The organism is Pseudomonas sp. Irchel s3h14 (genome assembly GCF_900187425.1).
Classification (GTDB): domain Bacteria; phylum Pseudomonadota; class Gammaproteobacteria; order Pseudomonadales; family Pseudomonadaceae; genus Aquipseudomonas.
In genome coordinates, this window is sequence record NZ_FYDJ01000019.1 from 50244 (window position 1) to 66126 (window position 15883).

17 protein-coding genes and 1 pseudogene are annotated in these 15883 nt (G+C 60.7%); 9 read left to right on the forward strand and 9 right to left on the reverse strand.

The window, feature by feature from the left end; translation table 11 throughout:
• The first annotated feature begins 233 nt into the window (after positions 1-233).
• The 6 genes and pseudogenes from mgtA (at position 234) to CKW16_RS25730 (ending at position 6591) form a co-directional block, all read left to right on the forward strand.
• Positions 234-2954, forward strand: a complete 2721-nt coding sequence (gene mgtA, locus CKW16_RS25700; protein WP_095131718.1) for a magnesium-translocating P-type ATPase — start codon at positions 234-236, stop codon at positions 2952-2954.
• Between the two features lie 185 nt (positions 2955-3139).
• The gene (locus CKW16_RS25710) at positions 3140-4789 is read left to right on the forward strand and encodes a Na/Pi cotransporter family protein (protein ID WP_095131722.1); all 1650 of its coding nucleotides are present in this window, start codon (positions 3140-3142) and stop codon (positions 4787-4789) included.
• Positions 4777-5130 carry a DUF2493 domain-containing protein gene (locus tag CKW16_RS25715; protein WP_095131724.1) on the forward strand — a complete coding sequence of 118 codons (354 nt, stop codon included), beginning with the start codon at positions 4777-4779 and terminating at the stop codon, positions 5128-5130. Before CKW16_RS25710 ends, CKW16_RS25715 begins: the two co-directional genes overlap by 13 nt.
• A gap of 36 nt (positions 5131-5166) precedes the next feature.
• A complete protein-coding gene (locus CKW16_RS25720) occupies positions 5167-5937 on the forward strand; it encodes a hypothetical protein (protein WP_095131726.1) in 771 nt (256 codons plus the stop codon).
• Between the two features lie 67 nt (positions 5938-6004).
• A pseudogene (locus CKW16_RS25725) lies at positions 6005-6154 on the forward strand (Rid family hydrolase); the annotation flags it as partial.
• Positions 6155-6273: 119 nt separating this feature from the next.
• Complete coding sequence (locus tag CKW16_RS25730; protein ID WP_095131817.1) at positions 6274-6591, forward strand: DUF2388 domain-containing protein; 318 nt, start codon at positions 6274-6276, stop codon at positions 6589-6591.
• Between the two features lie 52 nt (positions 6592-6643).
• Here the strand turns inward: CKW16_RS25730 and CKW16_RS25735 are convergent, their stop codons facing one another.
• Both CKW16_RS25735 and CKW16_RS25740 read right to left on the reverse strand, forming a co-directional pair.
• The gene (locus CKW16_RS25735) at positions 6644-7576 is read right to left on the reverse strand and encodes a pyridoxal-phosphate dependent enzyme (RefSeq protein WP_095131728.1); all 933 of its coding nucleotides are present in this window, start codon (positions 7574-7576) and stop codon (positions 6644-6646) included.
• A 67-nt stretch (positions 7577-7643) separates the two neighbouring features.
• Complete coding sequence (locus CKW16_RS25740) at positions 7644-8435, reverse strand: SDR family oxidoreductase (protein WP_095131730.1); 792 nt, start codon at positions 8433-8435, stop codon at positions 7644-7646.
• 123 nt (positions 8436-8558) lie between these two features.
• Between CKW16_RS25740 and CKW16_RS25745 the strand changes: the two genes are divergently transcribed.
• Both CKW16_RS25745 and CKW16_RS25750 read left to right on the forward strand, forming a co-directional pair.
• Entirely contained in the window at positions 8559-9506 is a 948-nt protein-coding gene (locus CKW16_RS25745; protein WP_095131732.1) for a GlxA family transcriptional regulator, read from the forward strand.
• 45 nt (positions 9507-9551) lie between these two features.
• The gene (locus CKW16_RS25750; protein ID WP_095131734.1) at positions 9552-10211 is read left to right on the forward strand and encodes an isoprenylcysteine carboxylmethyltransferase family protein; all 660 of its coding nucleotides are present in this window, start codon (positions 9552-9554) and stop codon (positions 10209-10211) included.
• Positions 10212-10317: 106 nt separating this feature from the next.
• Here CKW16_RS25750 and CKW16_RS25755 read toward each other — a convergent pair whose 3' ends face one another.
• The 6 genes from CKW16_RS25755 to CKW16_RS25780 all read right to left on the reverse strand — a co-directional run bounded on the left by CKW16_RS25755 (position 10318) and on the right by CKW16_RS25780 (position 13846).
• A complete protein-coding gene (locus tag CKW16_RS25755; RefSeq protein ID WP_095131736.1) occupies positions 10318-10986 on the reverse strand; it encodes an HAD-IA family hydrolase in 669 nt (222 codons plus the stop codon).
• A gap of 112 nt (positions 10987-11098) precedes the next feature.
• Positions 11099-11311: a DUF1059 domain-containing protein gene (locus CKW16_RS25760; RefSeq protein ID WP_008156959.1), complete on the reverse strand. Its 213-nt coding sequence runs from the start codon at positions 11309-11311 to the stop codon at positions 11099-11101.
• A 174-nt stretch (positions 11312-11485) separates the two neighbouring features.
• Positions 11486-11893 (reverse strand): response regulator, encoded by a 408-nt coding sequence (locus CKW16_RS25765; RefSeq protein WP_095131738.1) that lies wholly within the window; start codon positions 11891-11893, stop codon positions 11486-11488.
• Positions 11894-12075: 182 nt separating this feature from the next.
• Entirely contained in the window at positions 12076-12372 is a 297-nt protein-coding gene (locus CKW16_RS25770; protein ID WP_095131740.1) for a pentapeptide MXKDX repeat protein, read from the reverse strand.
• 71 nt (positions 12373-12443) lie between these two features.
• Positions 12444-13229, reverse strand: coding sequence for a molybdopterin-dependent oxidoreductase (locus tag CKW16_RS25775; RefSeq protein ID WP_095131742.1), 786 nt, complete (start codon positions 13227-13229; stop codon positions 12444-12446).
• Positions 13226-13846 carry a cytochrome b/b6 domain-containing protein gene (locus CKW16_RS25780; protein ID WP_095131744.1) on the reverse strand — a complete coding sequence of 207 codons (621 nt, stop codon included), beginning with the start codon at positions 13844-13846 and terminating at the stop codon, positions 13226-13228. Before CKW16_RS25780 ends, CKW16_RS25775 begins: the two co-directional genes overlap by 4 nt.
• A gap of 169 nt (positions 13847-14015) precedes the next feature.
• Here CKW16_RS25780 and CKW16_RS25785 point away from each other — a divergent pair, with 169 nt between their 5' ends.
• On the forward strand, positions 14016-14951 hold the full coding sequence (locus CKW16_RS25785) for a class I SAM-dependent methyltransferase (RefSeq protein ID WP_095131746.1): 936 nt from the start codon (positions 14016-14018) through the stop codon (positions 14949-14951).
• 131 nt (positions 14952-15082) lie between these two features.
• Here the strand turns inward: CKW16_RS25785 and CKW16_RS25790 are convergent, their stop codons facing one another.
• On the reverse strand, positions 15083-15856 hold the full coding sequence (locus tag CKW16_RS25790) for a helix-turn-helix transcriptional regulator (RefSeq protein ID WP_095131749.1): 774 nt from the start codon (positions 15854-15856) through the stop codon (positions 15083-15085).
• Between the last annotated feature and the right edge of the window lie 27 nt (positions 15857-15883).

The window sequence follows — 15883 nt, forward strand, 5'->3', positions numbered from 1 at the left end:
ATCAAGGAATTCGGCAACTTCTTATTGCCTGTTAAATAGTGAGTTAGTTATGGACGAAGCCAGTAGACGGTTCGCTGCCCGTCACTTTCCAATCGACGGACAGCGAACACCAAATATTAAAAACGCAACTATCAGTATCGATCGCTTATTGGCGGCTCGACATACGTGCGCTCGTCTTTAATTAGCTGAGGTGCCTGTGTGTCGTGCCGCGAGCCGGCGGCAGGAGCACAGCAATGACCCTTGTAAAAACCGCAAAGAAAACCGCCCAAGGCGCCAGCAACGACAACGCCAAGCTGTCGATGCGCGCCGCACGGGAAGCGCAGAACGGCCTGGCCATCACGCTGACCAACCTCAACGCCACCGCTGACGGCCTGACCGAACTCGAAGCCCAGGGCCGCCTCGCACGCAACGGTCACAACGAAGTGGCCCACGACAAGCCGCCTCACGCCCTCATCCAACTGCTCAAAGCCCTGAACAATCCCTTCATCTATGTGCTGCTGACCCTGGCCGGCATCAGTTTCTTCACTGACTACTGGCTGCCGATCAGCAACGGTGAAGCGGATGACGCCGACCTGACCAAGGTCATCATTATCATGACCATGGTCAGCCTCAGCAGCCTGCTGCGGTTCTGGCAGGAATACCGCTCGGCCAAGTCCGCCGAAGCCCTCAAGGCGATGGTGCGCACCACCGCTACCGTGCTGCGTCGCGAGCACAAGGACGGAAAATCGGTGCTGCGTGAAGTGCCGATGCGCGATCTGGTGGCCGGCGATATCGTTCAGTTGAGCGCTGGCGACATGATCCCGGCCGACATCCGCCTGATCGAATCCCGCGACCTGTTTATCAGCCAGGCTGTGCTGACCGGTGAAGCCTTGCCGGTCGAGAAGTACGACACCCTGGGCAATGTGGCGCAAAAGTCCGCCAACAGCAGCGCGCCAGATCAGTCGAACCTGCTGGACCTGCCGAACATCTGTTTCATGGGCACCAACGTGGTCAGCGGCACGGCCAAGGCTGTGGTGGTGGCTACCGGGGCTCGGACTTACTTCGGCTCACTGGCCAAAGCCATCGTCGGCTCGCGGGCGCAAACCGCGTTCGACCGTGGGGTGAACAGCGTCAGTTGGTTGCTGATCCGCTTCATGCTGGTGATGGTACCGATTGTGTTCCTGCTCAACGGCTTCTCCAAGGGTGACTGGGGCGATGCGTTCCTGTTTGCCCTGGCCGTTGCCGTTGGCCTGACCCCGGAAATGCTGCCGATGATCGTCAGCGCCAACCTGGCCAAAGGCGCCATGGCTATGGCCAAGCGAAAAGTGGTGGTCAAGCGCCTCAATGCGATCCAGAACTTCGGTTCGATGGACGTGCTGTGCACCGACAAGACTGGCACCCTGACCCAGGACAAGATCATCCTCGAGCACCACGTCGACAGCCACGGCCGGCGCGACGATTCGATCCTCGAACTGGCGTGGCTCAATAGCCATCACCAGAGTGGTCTGAAGAATCTGATGGACCAGGCCGTGGTGCAATTCGCCAACGCTAATCCAACGTTCCGTGTGCCGTTCGCCTACAGCAAAGTCGACGAATTGCCGTTCGACTTCGTCCGTCGGCGCCTGTCGATCATCGTCAAGGACAGCCGCGACGATCACCTGATGGTGTGCAAGGGCGCGGTCGAGGAAATGCTCAGCATCGCCAGCCACATCAATGAAAGCGGCCAGGTGGTCGCGCTGGATGCACAGCGACGCAAAGACTTGCTGGCCCTGGCCAACGAGTACAACGAGGACGGTTTCAGGGTACTGCTGGTTGCCACCCGCGAAATCCCGAAAACCCAAAGCAAAAACCAGTACAAAACCGCCGATGAGCGCGACCTGGTGATTCGCGGCTTCCTGACCTTCCTCGACCCGCCAAAGGAAACTGCCGGCCCGGCCATTGCCGCACTGCGCGACATGGGCGTGACGGTCAAGGTGCTGACCGGCGACAACGCCGTGGTCACCTGCAAGATCTGCCGTGAAGTCGGCCTCGATCCAGGCTCGCCGCTGCTCGGCCAAGACATCGAGCACATGGACGACACCACCCTCAAGCTGCGGGTCGAAGAACGCACGGTGTTCGCCAAGCTGACACCGCTGCAAAAATCCCGGGTGCTCAAGGCACTGCAAGGCAACGGTCACACCGTGGGTTTCCTCGGCGACGGCATCAACGACGCCCCGGCGCTACGCGATGCCGACGTCGGGATCTCGGTGGACAGCGGCACGGACATCGCCAAGGAATCGGCGGACATCATCCTCCTGGAAAAGAGCCTGATGGTGCTCGAAGAAGGCGTGCTCAAGGGCCGCGAAACCTTCGGCAATATCATGAAGTACCTGAACATGACCGCCAGCTCCAATTTCGGCAACGTGTTCTCAGTGCTGGTGGCCAGTGCGTTCATTCCATTTTTGCCGATGCTGTCGATCCACCTGCTGCTGCAAAACCTCATGTACGACATCTCTCAGCTGGCGTTGCCGTGGGACAAGATGGACAAAGAGTTCCTGCGCAAACCGCGCAAGTGGGATGCGAAGAACATCGGCCGCTTCATGCTGTGGATCGGGCCGACCTCGTCGATCTTCGACATCACCACGTTTGCCCTGATGTGGTACGTGTTCGCCGCCAACAGCGTGGAAATGCAGAGCCTGTTTCAGTCTGGCTGGTTCATCGAAGGATTGCTGTCGCAGACGCTGGTGGTGCACATGCTGCGCACTCAGAAGATTCCGTTCTTCCAGAGCACGGCTGCATTGCCGGTGATTCTCGCGACCGGCGTAGTGATCTGCCTGGGCATCTACATCCCGTTCTCGCCGCTGGGCGCGCTGGTCGGCCTGGTGCCGTTGCCATGGGAATACTTCCCTTGGCTGGTGGGTACTTTGCTCAGCTACTGCGTGGTGGCGCAGACCATGAAGACGATCTACATCCGCCGGTTCAAGCAGTGGTTTTGATGGCGTAAGACAAGCCCAAATGGATTGAACACCGCCATCCATGTGGGAGCGGGCTTGCTCGCGAATACGGTATGACATTCGGCATTGATGTTGACTGACCCACCGCTTTCGCGAGCAAGCCCGCTCCCACAGGGTTTTGTGTTCAGCAATTCGATCAATGCAACACGAAATAAAGGAGAGTTCTCATGTCGGGAACGACTCTACTGATCAACCTCGCGGGCGCCATTGCATTGTTGCTGTGGGGCACGCACATGATTTCTTCGGCGCTGTTGCGCGGCTTCGGCACGCCACTGCGCCACTGGATGGGCCGGCACCTCAACCACCGCTGGCTGGCCCTGCTAGCGGGCATCGGCATCACCGGCGTCTTGCAAAGCAGCACCGCCGTCAGCCTGATGGCCACCTCGTTCACCGCCGCCGGCACCCTGGGCCTGGCCCCGGCGCTGGCGATGATGCTCGGCGCCAACATCGGTTCGACCCTGGTGGTGCAGCTGCTGAGCGCTGACATTTCGATCCTTACACCCATCGTTTTACTGACAGGCCTGACCGTCTTCAGGCTGCGGGATGACTCGCGTTTCGAGAGCGTCGGCTGTGCATTGATCGGCCTGGGGCTGATGCTGATGGCCCTGCATATGCTCGGCTCGACACTGGCCGACGTGGAAGGCACGCCCGTGTTCCAGCTGATCATGCAAAGCCTCGACGGCGACCTGCTGATTGCGCTGCTGGTAGCGCTGATCCTTACCTGGCTCTGCCATTCGGGCGTGGCCGTGGTGCTGCTGATCGTGTCCCTGGCCGCCACCGGAATGCTCTCGGCATCGACCATCGTCGCGCTGGTGCTCGGGGTGAACATTGGCGGTGCGTTACCGTCGGTGATCAATGCCGGCTCGAACGTCGGCCGGCGCCTGCCCCTCGGCAATCTGCTGGTGCGGGCCTTGGGTGCGGCGGTGGTGTTGCCCTTGGCCGGGTGGCTGGCATCGCTGAATCTCGATCCGGCGGCGCTGGTGGTTTACCTGCACACCGGCTTCAACCTTTTGCTGGCGCTGGTGTTCATCGGTTTCACCGAGCCCATGGCCAGACTGCTGACTCGCCTGTTGCCGGAGCCGGCGCGGGATGTCGATCCGGGCATGCCGCGCTACCTCGACGAAGCCGGGCTGGAGGTGGCCAACATCGGCCTGTCCAACGCCGCCCGCGAAGCCCTGCGCATCGCCGACATGCTCTCGGCAATGCTTGAGCGCACGCTGCAGCTGTTCCATACCTCGGCGCCGGCCTGTGCCGATGAGGTGCGGCGCATCGATCAATCCACGGACCTGTTGAGCGCGGCGATTCGCGCCTATCTGGCGGACATTGGCCAGGAAGGCATCAGCGACAGCGATGCCGATCGCGCCCAGGAAATCCTCACGTTTGTGATCAACCTCGAACACGCCGCGGACATTCTTTCCAGCAGCCTCACGCAGTTGGCCATGCGCCGCTTGCGCCGCGGCGAACACTTTTCGGTGTTCGAGTTGCGCAACATTGCGCCGTTGCACGAGGCGCTGCTGGAAAGCCTGAGCCTGGCGATCACCGTGTTCCTGCGCGAAGACATTGCCACCGCGCACCAGTTGATCAGCCGCAAGGAGAGCGTCCGGCGACTCGAAGCCGACGCCAGCCGTCAGCATTTTCGCAAACTGCAGGAGGACAAAAACACCTGGGCTGAATCCGGCGACATCTTTCAGCGCGTGCTTCGTGACTATCGTCGGGTACACCACCACATCGCCGCCCTCGCCTATCCGCTGCTGGAACGGGCGGGTGAGCCGTTGGGCGATGATCAGGCCAAGGAGGCCTCGCCATGCGCGTCCTGATTTGTGCCGGCCGCCATTACGCCGACAGCCGCCAATGCCGCAGCGTGCTCGACGCCTTCCAGCGCCTGCACCCGGTGCAGGTGCTGATCCATGGCGGCAATCAATACCTGGGCGCCGACATCGAGGAATGGGCCCGTGAACACGGCGCCGACATCGTGCGCTACCCGCCCAACTGGCAACGCCACGGCAAACTGGCCGAACGCCTGCGCAACCACTTCATGCTGCACGACAGCCGCCCCGACGTGGTCATCGCCCTGCCCGGCGGTGAAGACACTGAAGAACTGGTCGCACAGGCCCGGACGTGCGGCTTGCAAACCTTAACGGTAGAGGATCGCGACTAAGTCGCGCCTGCCAACACAATTTTCGAGACCATTTTCATGCAAAAGCCAACACGCTTGTTCTCCTCTTTCGTGCGCGACTTGCCGCCCTCCCTGGGGCGGACACTACGACGCAATCTGCTGTTCATCAGCCTCACTCTGAGCGCGATCACACTGCTGACCACCCTGTCCAACGCTCGCGCCGCCGGCGGTTCGTATACCGTGGATGACGCGGCCATCAACGCCCCCGGCGAATGCAACATCGACGCCTGGTATCAGAATGGCCGGCACAGTTCATCCAGCAACAGCGTGGTGTCCCAGGACTGCACGTTCAAAGGCCTGCCCTCTGTGCAACTCGGTGCCGCCGTACAGCACAGCCGCGAGGATGGGGAAGCGCAAACCCAACTGAGCCCGCAATTCAAGGCGCAGCTGTTTGCTTGGGACGACCTCGGCCTTGCCCTGGCGCTGGCCGGCACCGCGCACGTTGCCGTCAATCGCGCCCATGCCTTCGACGGCGGTGAGCTGAACCTGCCGTTGACCTACCAACCGCTGGAAACCCTGCGCCTGAACCTCAATGCCGGCTGGGCCCACGCCTATGATGACGGTGAACAGAACCATCGCTGGACCTGGGGCACCGGCGTGGAATACGACCTCGCCCGCTCCCTGACGTTGATCGCCGAACGCTACGGACAACAAGGCGGCGAACAGGCGTGGCAGGCCGGGCCACGGCTGCACATTGGCGAGCGGATCGACGTCGATCTGGTGCTGGGGCGCAATCTGACTGGCGAGCGGGATCAGTGGCTGACGACCGGGGCGACACTGCAGTTTTGAAAGCGGCGGGGTTGACGCCTGGAACGAACTGAACTGAACACCGATTTCGGTCAGGCTGAAGTAGACGCTCACCGACATGGCGGACTTCGAGGCGATGAAGGCCGTGTGGGATGCCTGGGTACCGGCAGGCCATGCTCCGGCCCGCGCTTGCGGCGAAGCAAAGCTGGCTGATCCAGCGCTACTGGTGAAGATCATCGTGTGTGCTGCGAGGGGTTGAGCTTTTTCAGGCGCAGGCATTGGACTGATCACGCATCGACAGGGAACTCCTGACGACCGCCACGCATCCTACAGATGTGGTACTTCCTTTTTTGCTACTCGCTTTCAGAGGACACCGTCATGCGCCGTCTGACTATCATCTCTTCCCTTTTGCTGTGTTTACCCTTCGGCTCCGCTATGGCCGATGTGGATGCGGGCGATGTCGCCACGTCAGCCGGGGTATCCGCATCGCTGTACTCGACGTTCAAGGATGACAAACGGGTGATTCCGGCTCGGGATGACGCCTCCAGCTTCGTTGCCAGTGGCGGCGCGATTCGTGGTGTTTATCTGGAGTCGTACTTAAAGCAGGTTCGTCTGGAAAATCCCGGCCTCAACGCCAGCGACGAAGACCTGGCCAGAGCAATCCTCGTCCAGGAAGGCGTAGCTGCAGGCAAATAAAGGCTGAAAAAGTAGCGGTGGGGCTTGCGGCGCAAGGATAGCGTTTGCAGCCCTACCTTGTTTCAGCACCCGTGGATAATCGCGCCCAACCCGCCACCAGTTGCGCGCTGATGCTCACGCCGCCGCACACCACAATCACCACATCATGGGCACCGGCAATCGCCGGATGGTCCAGGTATCCAATTGCCAACGAAACGCCGCACGCTGGTTCGACCAACTGACGCAGGTCGTTGGCGTAACGGACCACGCCCATGATCGCCTCGTCATCGCTGAGCACCACGCACTCGTGGGGGAAATCGAGGATATGCTGCACCGGCCAGGCGGCCACCTGCGTCGCGCCGAGCGACTTGGCGACCGTATCGATTCGGGGAAATTTGACCGGATGTCCGGCACTGACAGCGGCGGCAAAAGACGCAGAACCCTGGGTTTCACACGCGATGATCCGGCAGTCCATGCGATGGTGACGGATCAATCCGGTGAGAATCCCCGCCAGCAAACCTCCGCCCCCTACCGACATCACGAGCGCATCGGCCTGAGGGCAATCCTCGAGGATTTCATCGACCATCGTGCTGTGCCCTTCCCACAGCACCGGGTGATCGAAGGCAGGCACGTATTCGGTGTCCGCGCCCTGCGCGAGTTCCTTGGCCCGTAGATTGGCTTCGTCCCAGACCTTGCCATGGACGATCACCTCGGCACCGGTTTTCCTGATCCGTGCGCGGGTGGTTTCCGGCGTGGTGCTCGGCACCACAATGCAGGCTTTCAACCCCAGTCTGGCGGCAGCCACGGCGGTGGCGAACCCGGCATTGCCGCCGGAAGGACAGATCACTTTACGCTTACCCTGCTGCGCCGCCTGACTGCACAAGAGCCCAATACCGCGAAGTTTGAATGAGCCGCTGGGTTGCAGGTTTTCCAGCTTGAGCCAGATTCGTCGGGCTGGGGTCGACAGGTCTGGATGCAGAATCAAGGGCGTTCTGATATGAAGCATGGTGGTGCTCCTTAAGGGTGAACGGTCCTTATCCAAGCTTAGTTCACCCTGCCTGGCGGCTACCGCTTCAGCGATAACGCGGTGCTGCCGTGGAGTTGCCAAACAAGCCTGACAGCGTCTGGCGCTGAGCTTCGTAGGCGTCCCACTGGTTGCCTTGGTGCAGGCCCGGAATGGTCACCACTTCGCCTTGCGCCAGGCCCGTCAGCGCGGCATCGACCATGTCCTGGGCAGACATCACGATCTCTTGCGGCAGATTTTCCACCGGGTTTCCGGCCTCGCTCCAGAAGTCGGTGGCGGTAGCGCCGGGCAGCACGGCCTGGATCCGAATGCCTTTGTCCGCCAATTCGCGGTGCATGGATTGGCTCAGGCCGAGGACAAACGCCTTGGTCCCGCCATACACGCCGTTGAGAATTTCCGGGGCGATGGCAACGATCGAGGAGATATTGATCACAGTTCCTGTGCCGCGAGCGACGAAGCCAGGCACCACCGCGTAAGCCAGACGCATCAAAGCGGTCACGTTGAGGGTGATCATGTCTTCCATGTCATCCACCGGGCTACCGAGCAGCGGCATGACGGCGCCGACCCCGGCGTTGTTGACCAACAGGGTGATACTGGCGTCGGAGCGTAGAATTTCTTCGACCCGCCGCACGTCGGCCTTGTCTTTCAGATCCGCGGCGACCACTTCCACGGCGCGGCCGGTTTCGTTACTCAGGTGGCTGGCCAGGGCGTTCAGTTTCGCCTGGCTGCGGGCGACCAGAATCAGGTCGTAACCCTGCCGGGCCAGACGGTCGGCATACACCGCGCCGATGCCCGAAGAAGCGCCAGTGATCAGAGCGGTACCTTTGGATGAGAGGGCCATGTCGATTTCCTTCACAGTGAGGCGATAACGTCGCCGGGTGTGAACCGTTATAAAGGGTCTAACGCTCGTCTCAAATGACGTTTAAAGTACGTTTTTCAGACATGACCTTTTGAGGACATCTCGATGACTTCCGTGGCATTTGTAGTGTTTGAAGGGTTCCAGTCCATGGCGCTGGCGGCCATGCCAGTGTTCGAGTACGCCAATTTCAGCGCTGGCGAGGCGCTTTATGAGGTGAGCGTGGTGTCCGAAGACGGCCGAACATTGCGCGCTTCCGGTGGGCTGAACGTCGGCACCGAGGCCTTTGGTGAGCGGGTGTTCGACACGGTGATCGTGGTCGGCGGCGATGCCATCCTCGAGCAGGCACCCGAGGGCGTACTGAACTACCTGCGCGAAAACGTTAAAACCGCTCGGCGCACGGCGTCGATCTGCTCCGGGGCGTTCGTCCTGGCCCAGGCCGGTTTGCTCGACGGACGGCGCGCCACCACCCATTGGGCTTATGCCCGGGAGCTGCAAGCGCGGTTTCCGTCGATCAAGGTTGAAGAAGATCGCATCTACGTCGTCGACGGATCGATCTGGACCTCCGCCGGGATGACCGCCGGCATCGACCTGGCGCTGGCCATGGTGGAAAAGGATCACGGCGCCGCGCTGGCCCGTTCCGTGGCGCAAAAACTGGTGATGTACCACCGCCGCGCGGGCGGCCAGTCGCAGCACTCGGCGCTGCTGGAACTGGAAGCGAAATCCGACCGGATTCAAACCGTCCTCGGTTATGCGCGAGAACACCTCACCGAGACGTTGTCGGTGGAGCAACTGGCGGACGTCGCGCGCCTCAGCCCTCGGCAGTTCAGCCGGGCCTTTCGGGCGGAAACCGGTCAATCACCGGCCAAAGCCATCGAGAACCTGCGCCTGGAAACGGCACGGCAGATGCTGGAACGCGGTCGCCTGACCCTCGATCAGATCGCCGAAGAATCCGGCTTCAGCGACTGCCGCCGCATGCGCGAAGCCTTCCTGCGGGCATTCGGACAGCCGCCGCAGGTGATTCGGCGTAATGCCAGGGCCGGGTTGAACGCGTGAGGGGCGCCGGGCCTCTAAACTGAAAAGAATCAGCACGAGGTGCTTATGAAAATCTCGGCCAAACTGGCGTTTTTCGCCGTTGTTTCCACCCTCGCCTACCTTGGGCTCGCGGTGTGGGGGCTTGGCGGATTCTCGGCGTTTTTCTCTCATGCACCGTTGGTGGTCATTGTGTTTGCCACTTTGGTGATGGCCATCGCATCTTTGTTCACTGAGGTCAACCTGAGTTCCGGCGAACGTGAAGATCGGGCCAATCGTTGGGTGCTGCCTGCGTTCGGGGTGATCGGTTTATTGAGCGGGTATTTGCCGGCCTATACCGACCGAATCGACTTCTGGACCTTTGGTGGCGAAGGTGTGCGCTGGCTCGGGGCGTTGTTGTTCATCATCGGCGGCACGCTGCGGCTGTGGCCGGTGTTTGTGCTGGGCAAGCGTTTCAGTGGACTGGTGGCGATTCAGCCGGGGCACACGCTGGTCACCGACGGGATTTATCGCACCTTGCGCAACCCCAGTTATCTGGGGTTGATGATCACTGCGGTGGGTTGGGCACTGGCCTTTCGCTCCGGCGTTGGCCTGTTGCTGGCCGCGGTGACGCTGATCCCGCTGATCGCTCGCATTCACTCCGAAGAAGGGCTGTTAAGGGCGCAGTTCGGCAGCGAATACGAGGCTTATTGCGCCCGCAGTTGGCGGTTGATTCCCGGGGTTTACTAAAACAACACAACCCCAATGTGGGAGCGGGCTTGCTCGCGAAAGCGGTGGATCAGTTGACATCAATGCTGAATGTGCTGACCCCTTCGCGAGCAAGCCCGCTCCCACATTAGATCTTCATTAGACGGATGAGACCGTCGGCGTCTTTCCGGGCCTCGACCGAGTCGTAGCTGGCCAATGTGGCGTGCGGAGTCTGGAGCGGATGGTCGTGGGTCGCGGTCACCACGATCAGGTTCGCACCCGCTGCCTCGGCGGCGAGAATGCCCACGGTGGCGTCTTCGAAAATCAGGCAATCGGCCGGTTCAACGCCCAAGCGCTTGGCCGCCAGTCGATAGCCCGCGGGATCGGGTTTGCCGGCACTGACGTCTTCGGCAGTGACCATCACCAAAGGCTGCGGGATACCCGCCGCGGCCATCCGCCGCAGCGCCAATGCCTTCGGCGCCGAGGTGACGATGGCCCACTTGTTGGCGGGCAGCGACTTCAGGAAATTCGCCGCGCCAGGCACTTCGATGATCCCCTCGACATCCTCGATTTCCGCCTCGGTGATGAACGCCGCTTCAGCCTCGGCATCCACCCCGGGCAACGCCAGACGATTGATGGTGTCGATGGCGCGAACGCCATGGATGGTGGGCAGGAAGGATTCGACATCGACGCCGTGGCGCAAGGCCCAGGCCGCCCAGATCCGCTCGGCAGCGGCAATGGAATTGAGGACGGTGCCGTCCATGTCGAACAGAAAAGCGCGGTGCGGGGTGTTGAAGACAGATTTTTGAGCAGACAAGGGGGAGCTTCCTCTCGCAAGTGCCAGGCGGGTTCGCCGAACAATGTAGCATTTGCGAGGAGCTGCCGAACGCGGCCCGAGCCTTCGGCAACTCCTGCAGAGGATTTCCTTGCTAAGCAGGACGCGGTGCTTCAACAGGCGGGGTGCCGTCGTGAAACATCGTCTTCAGTTGAGCACGCAGTTCCGGTGAATCAGTGTGCTTGTGAACACTGACCGCATGCTGTGCGGCGGCCTCGAGCAGTTCGTTTTCAGAGTCTGCGGACAGTGCGACCGAGCATTTGGCATCGCTTGGAAACTCGCGGCAGTCGATGTATTTACGCGCCATGATCTTCTCTTCCCTACGACGAAGGCAGGCCGTGGCCTGCGTGAACGATCACTCGACGCGCCACCCCATACATCAAACACGCTTGCAGGTCGCACCGAGTGTGCCGACTCTTGAAGTATAGGCCCGCCACAAGGCGCATCGTGACAGGTTGTGGTGGTCTGATGTGCCGCAGATTTACAGGGTACGTTTCGACTTCAAGGCACCTTCCACACAGTCCAGCAACTGCCCAAGCGCCCATGGTTTCTTGATGAACGACACCGAATGCCTGACCCCGGCGCTTTCCGGCGTTTCGTAACCGGACATGATCATGATCGGTTTGTCGGGCCAGCGGTCGCCAAACAGATTGGCCAGGTCCGCGCCATTGAGTTTGCCCGGCATGGTGATGTCCGTGAGCAATAGACGGACGCCGTCCGAATGTTGCTCCAGGTACGCAGATGCGGCATCCGCGCTGATCTGCGGTTCGACCACAAAGCCTTCTTCCTGAAGAATTTCGCAGAGAAACTCCAGGATCAGCGGGTCGTCCTCAACCACAAGAATCAACCCGCCAAGGAGATGATCGCCCGCCGTCGATACTGGACTCATGACCGTGACACTCCCTGATTGCCTAAATGATTTCGCGCGCTTAAATCCGCTACCTATCAGGTATGAGCAGCGGACTCGGCGGAAATTCATTTTTGATACAACCGGGCAATGAAATCAGGCGCCATACAGCGCTGTATGGGCGCCTGCAAACCAGGGTCTAGCCCCGAAGAAGAGTGTGCGGATCAGTACGACGGCGCGTCTTTTTTCATGGTGTCCTTGGACATCGCGTCCTTCTTCATTCCGTCCTTGCTCATGGCGTCCTTGGACATGGTGTCTTTCTTCATCGCGTCCTTGCTCATGGAATCCTTGGACATGGCGTCCTTTTTCATCGTGTCTTTGTGCATGGCGTCTTTAGACATTGAATCCTTGCTCATGCTGTCGTTGCTCATGCTGTTACTGGTTGTTGCATCGGCGGCAAACACGCTCGCGGCGCCGAACGCCAGGCACATGGACAGTACGGTGGTCGCTAACTTTTTCATGATGAAACTCCTTGAAGCACAGGTTGCGAATGAGCGCAGCGGACGCTGCGCAGAGAAGTGACCAGGCGCCATCAACTACCACCGAACCAGTTGTAGCCCTGGTCTTCCCAGTAGCCACCCGGATAGGTGTTGGTGACGAAAATCGCCTGTATGTGTTTGGGATTCTTGTAGCCCAGCTTGGTGGGCATGCGCAGCTTCATCGGGAAGCCGTATTCGCGCGGCAGCACCGCGCCGTCATAGGTCAGCGCCAGCAAAGTCTGCGAGTGCAGCGCAGTGGCCATGTCGATGCTGGTGTAGTAATCGTCGGCGCATTTGAAGCCGACAAATTTGGCATCCGTGTCGGCACCGACCCGCTTCAGGAAGTCGCTGAACCGCACGCCGCCCCAGCGCCCGATCGCGCTCCAGCCTTCGACGCAAATGTGCCGGGTGATCTGATCGGTCTGGGCCATGGCACGCAGTTCTTCGAGGCGCCAGCTGCGCTTGTCGGCGACCATGCCGGTCACTTCCAGTCGATAACTCTCTTCCTCCACCGTCGGCGCCTCGTCGATGCCGTAGAAGGCATTGAACGGAAACGGCCGGGTGATCATCGACTCGGGATAGGTCGGTGCCAAGGCGTTGGGATTGAACAGCCAGCCCTGCACCCTGTCGTTGAAGCGGGACATCGAGGACAGCGCGGTTTCGACGCTTTTGTTGTCGGTGATGTTGCAGCCGGACAACATGGCCACGCCGCCGAGGGTCAGGCTGCGCATCAGGAACGAGCGCCGTGAGCGGTCCTCGATCTGTGGTGCGAGGATCTTTCTGGCGTCTGTCAGGATGGACGACTCGTCCAGCCCTGAGCCTTGAATGCGCTTTTTCATACAACCTCCTTGCGACCGACAATCATGGCCCACAACGTTTTTGGAACCAGCGCGACCATCACCAGATGAACCGCGACAAAGGCCACCAACAGCGACATCGCGATGAAGTGCACATGCCGCGCGCCTTCGTAGCCGCCCATCAACTCACGCAACAGCGGAAACTGGACGGACTGCCACAACACCAGCCCGGAAATCACCAGCAGCGTGATGTCGACCATCACGAACAGGTACGCCACCCGTTGCACCTGGTTGTAATGACTCAGGTCGGCATGCCCCAATCGCCCTCTCAACGCGGCCCACAGGTCATGCAGGACACCTTTAGGCGAAACCGGGAAAAAGCGCCGTTTCAGACGACCACTGACGAGGTTGATGATCAGGTAGACAAGACCGTTGACGGCCAGAAACCACATCGCCGCGAAATGCCATTGCAATGCGCCGCCGAGCCAGCCACCCAACGTGATTGCCTTGGGAAAACTGAAGTCATAAAGCGGAGACGCGTTATAGATTCGCCAACCGCTGGTGACCATGACCAGCACCGCCAGGGCGTTCAGCCAATGGGTCAGCCGTAGCCAGCGAGGATGAGTGCTGACTGTGGGTGAAGCAGGTAACTGCGACATGTTCGGCTCCCGGCGGTTGATCGTTGGAGCCGAGTATGCGAGCCGACAGATCGCCAAATCCTCACGTAAAGTTAAATTAAACGTGATAACTACCCCCCAACAACCTGTGGTCCGCCCTTGGCTCAATTGTGGTTAAAATGCCGCCCCAACAAATTGCTGGCCCTGCCCGATGAACGCTGACGCTCTCTCCACCCTCCAAGACCATTTACTGACGGCTCTGGCGGCTGCCCCCGCCGAAACCCGCCGGCTGTTCCACGGCCGTGGCCGGTGCTGGCCGGGGCTGGAGCAATTGACCGTGGACTGGTTGCAAGGCGTGGTGCTGGTGTCGCTGTTCAAGGAACCCGAAGCGTCGCAGCTGGAGGCGTTGAAACAGAAGCTGATGGACGTCACGCAATCGCCCGCGTGGACGCAATCCGGCGCGCATACACTCTTGCTGCAACATCGCTACCTGCTGCAAAGCACCACCGAGTGGCTATTGGGGGAAGCAATCGACGAGATGACGATCACCGAGGGCGGCCTGCATTATCGGGTGGACCTGGGCCGCAAACAGAACACCGGTCTGTTCCTCGACATGCGTTATGGCCGCGACTGGGTGCGGGCCAATGCCCAGGGCAAGCGCGTGCTGAATCTGTTCGCCTACACCTGCGGATTCTCGGTGGCAGCCATCGAGGGGGGTGCGACGCACGTGGTCAATCTGGACATGTCCAGCCCGGCCCTGAGCCGTGGCCGCGACAATCACCGGCTCAACGGCCACGACCTGAGCAAGGTGACGTTCCTCGGTCATGACCTGTTCAAGTCCTGGGGCAAGGTGATCGGCAAGGGCCCTTACGACCTGGTGATCATCGACCCGCCGTCGTTTCAGAAAGGCAGTTTTCTGCTGACCAAGGACTACCAGCGCGTGCTGCGCCGACTGCCGGAATTGCTCAGCCCTCAGGGCACGGTGCTGGCGTGCATGAACGATCCGGCGTTCGGTGCAGACTTCCTCATCGACGGCGTCACCCGCGAAGCACCGAGCCTACGTTTCGAGCAACGGCTGGACAATCCGCCGGAGTTTCCGGACGCCGATGTTGAATGCGGGTTGAAGGCGTTGGTGTTTCGGCAGTAAGTCCGGGTCGCCCCCTTCGCGAGCAAGCCCGCTCCCACATTTGATCTCGGGCGTTCACAGAACCAGTGTGGGAGCGGGCTTGCTCGCGAAGGGGGCCTGAAAGCCGATCAATCTCTCTCAGATGTACCCAGTCAACGCGGCTGCAACACCAGCGCAAACAACTCACCATGCCCATTCACATTGAGCTTGTGATAGAGATTGCGCCGGTGCACCTTCACCGTCTCCGGGGAAATGCCCATCTGCTGGGCGATGGCCTTGCTTGAGAAGCCCTGAAGAATCAGGCGCGCCGTTTCGATTTCCCGCACTGACAGACGCGCGTCGAAGCGATCCAGCAGGGTCGCCAGATCCCCGGCCACCGCCTCGGCGGCCGGTCCTTCCGGCGGCATCAATTGCAGGTGACGGCGCATCGCCGCCAGCACCCAATCGCGCACGCAAAGCAGGCGCCCCTGTTCCTCAAGCGTGAATCGCGTCGAGCGTCCCAACGACAAACCGAGCACGGCGCCATCGACGTTGATCATGAACTGCAACTCGTCACCGCCCACCACAGTGCGGAAGTAGCTCAGGTAATACTCGCTCTGCTGGAACTGGTCGGGCGCCACCGATTCGAGGCTGTGCAAACCGTCGGCAATGCCGGCACAGGCGGCCTGATAAAACGGATCGAGCAGGTACATGCCGGCGCTGTAATCTGCCAGTTCTTCTTGCTCGGCAGCACCGCTCTTTGAGTCAAAGTCGATCAGCAGACGCGGCACCCGCCCGGCCCGCATCACCGCGACCAACGCATTATCCAGCGGCACCAGCAGCCGCAGAGTGTCGACCAGCGCACGCCAGAACCCGTCCTGCCCCACGGCACCAAATACCCGCGCCAGCCCTTGGTGCACGGGTAACTCTTTCAACAACGCGTCCACGCACTACCCCTTTTGAGTAACCCATGA

Bases quoted from the DNA above. Each gene is read 5' to 3' on its own strand.
- mgtA (WP_095131718.1), top strand. From the start codon at position 234: ATGACCCTTGTAAAAACCGCAAAGAAAACCGCCCAAGGCGCCAGCAAC.
- CKW16_RS25710 (WP_095131722.1), top strand. From the start codon at position 3,140: ATGTCGGGAACGACTCTACTGATCAACCTCGCGGGCGCCATTGCATTG.
- CKW16_RS25715 (WP_095131724.1), top strand. From the start codon at position 4,777: ATGCGCGTCCTGATTTGTGCCGGCCGCCATTACGCCGACAGCCGCCAA.
- CKW16_RS25720 (WP_095131726.1), top strand. From the start codon at position 5,167: ATGCAAAAGCCAACACGCTTGTTCTCCTCTTTCGTGCGCGACTTGCCG.
- CKW16_RS25730 (WP_095131817.1), top strand. From the start codon at position 6,274: ATGCGCCGTCTGACTATCATCTCTTCCCTTTTGCTGTGTTTACCCTTC.
- CKW16_RS25735 (WP_095131728.1), bottom strand. From the start codon at position 7,576: ATGCTTCATATCAGAACGCCCTTGATTCTGCATCCAGACCTGTCGACC.
- CKW16_RS25740 (WP_095131730.1), bottom strand. From the start codon at position 8,435: ATGGCCCTCTCATCCAAAGGTACCGCTCTGATCACTGGCGCTTCTTCG.
- CKW16_RS25745 (WP_095131732.1), top strand. From the start codon at position 8,559: ATGACTTCCGTGGCATTTGTAGTGTTTGAAGGGTTCCAGTCCATGGCG.
- CKW16_RS25750 (WP_095131734.1), top strand. From the start codon at position 9,552: ATGAAAATCTCGGCCAAACTGGCGTTTTTCGCCGTTGTTTCCACCCTC.
- CKW16_RS25760 (WP_008156959.1), bottom strand. From the start codon at position 11,311: ATGGCGCGTAAATACATCGACTGCCGCGAGTTTCCAAGCGATGCCAAA.
- CKW16_RS25765 (WP_095131738.1), bottom strand. From the start codon at position 11,893: ATGAGTCCAGTATCGACGGCGGGCGATCATCTCCTTGGCGGGTTGATT.
- CKW16_RS25770 (WP_095131740.1), bottom strand. From the start codon at position 12,372: ATGAAAAAGTTAGCGACCACCGTACTGTCCATGTGCCTGGCGTTCGGC.
- CKW16_RS25775 (WP_095131742.1), bottom strand. From the start codon at position 13,229: ATGAAAAAGCGCATTCAAGGCTCAGGGCTGGACGAGTCGTCCATCCTG.
- CKW16_RS25780 (WP_095131744.1), bottom strand. From the start codon at position 13,846: ATGTCGCAGTTACCTGCTTCACCCACAGTCAGCACTCATCCTCGCTGG.
- CKW16_RS25785 (WP_095131746.1), top strand. From the start codon at position 14,016: ATGAACGCTGACGCTCTCTCCACCCTCCAAGACCATTTACTGACGGCT.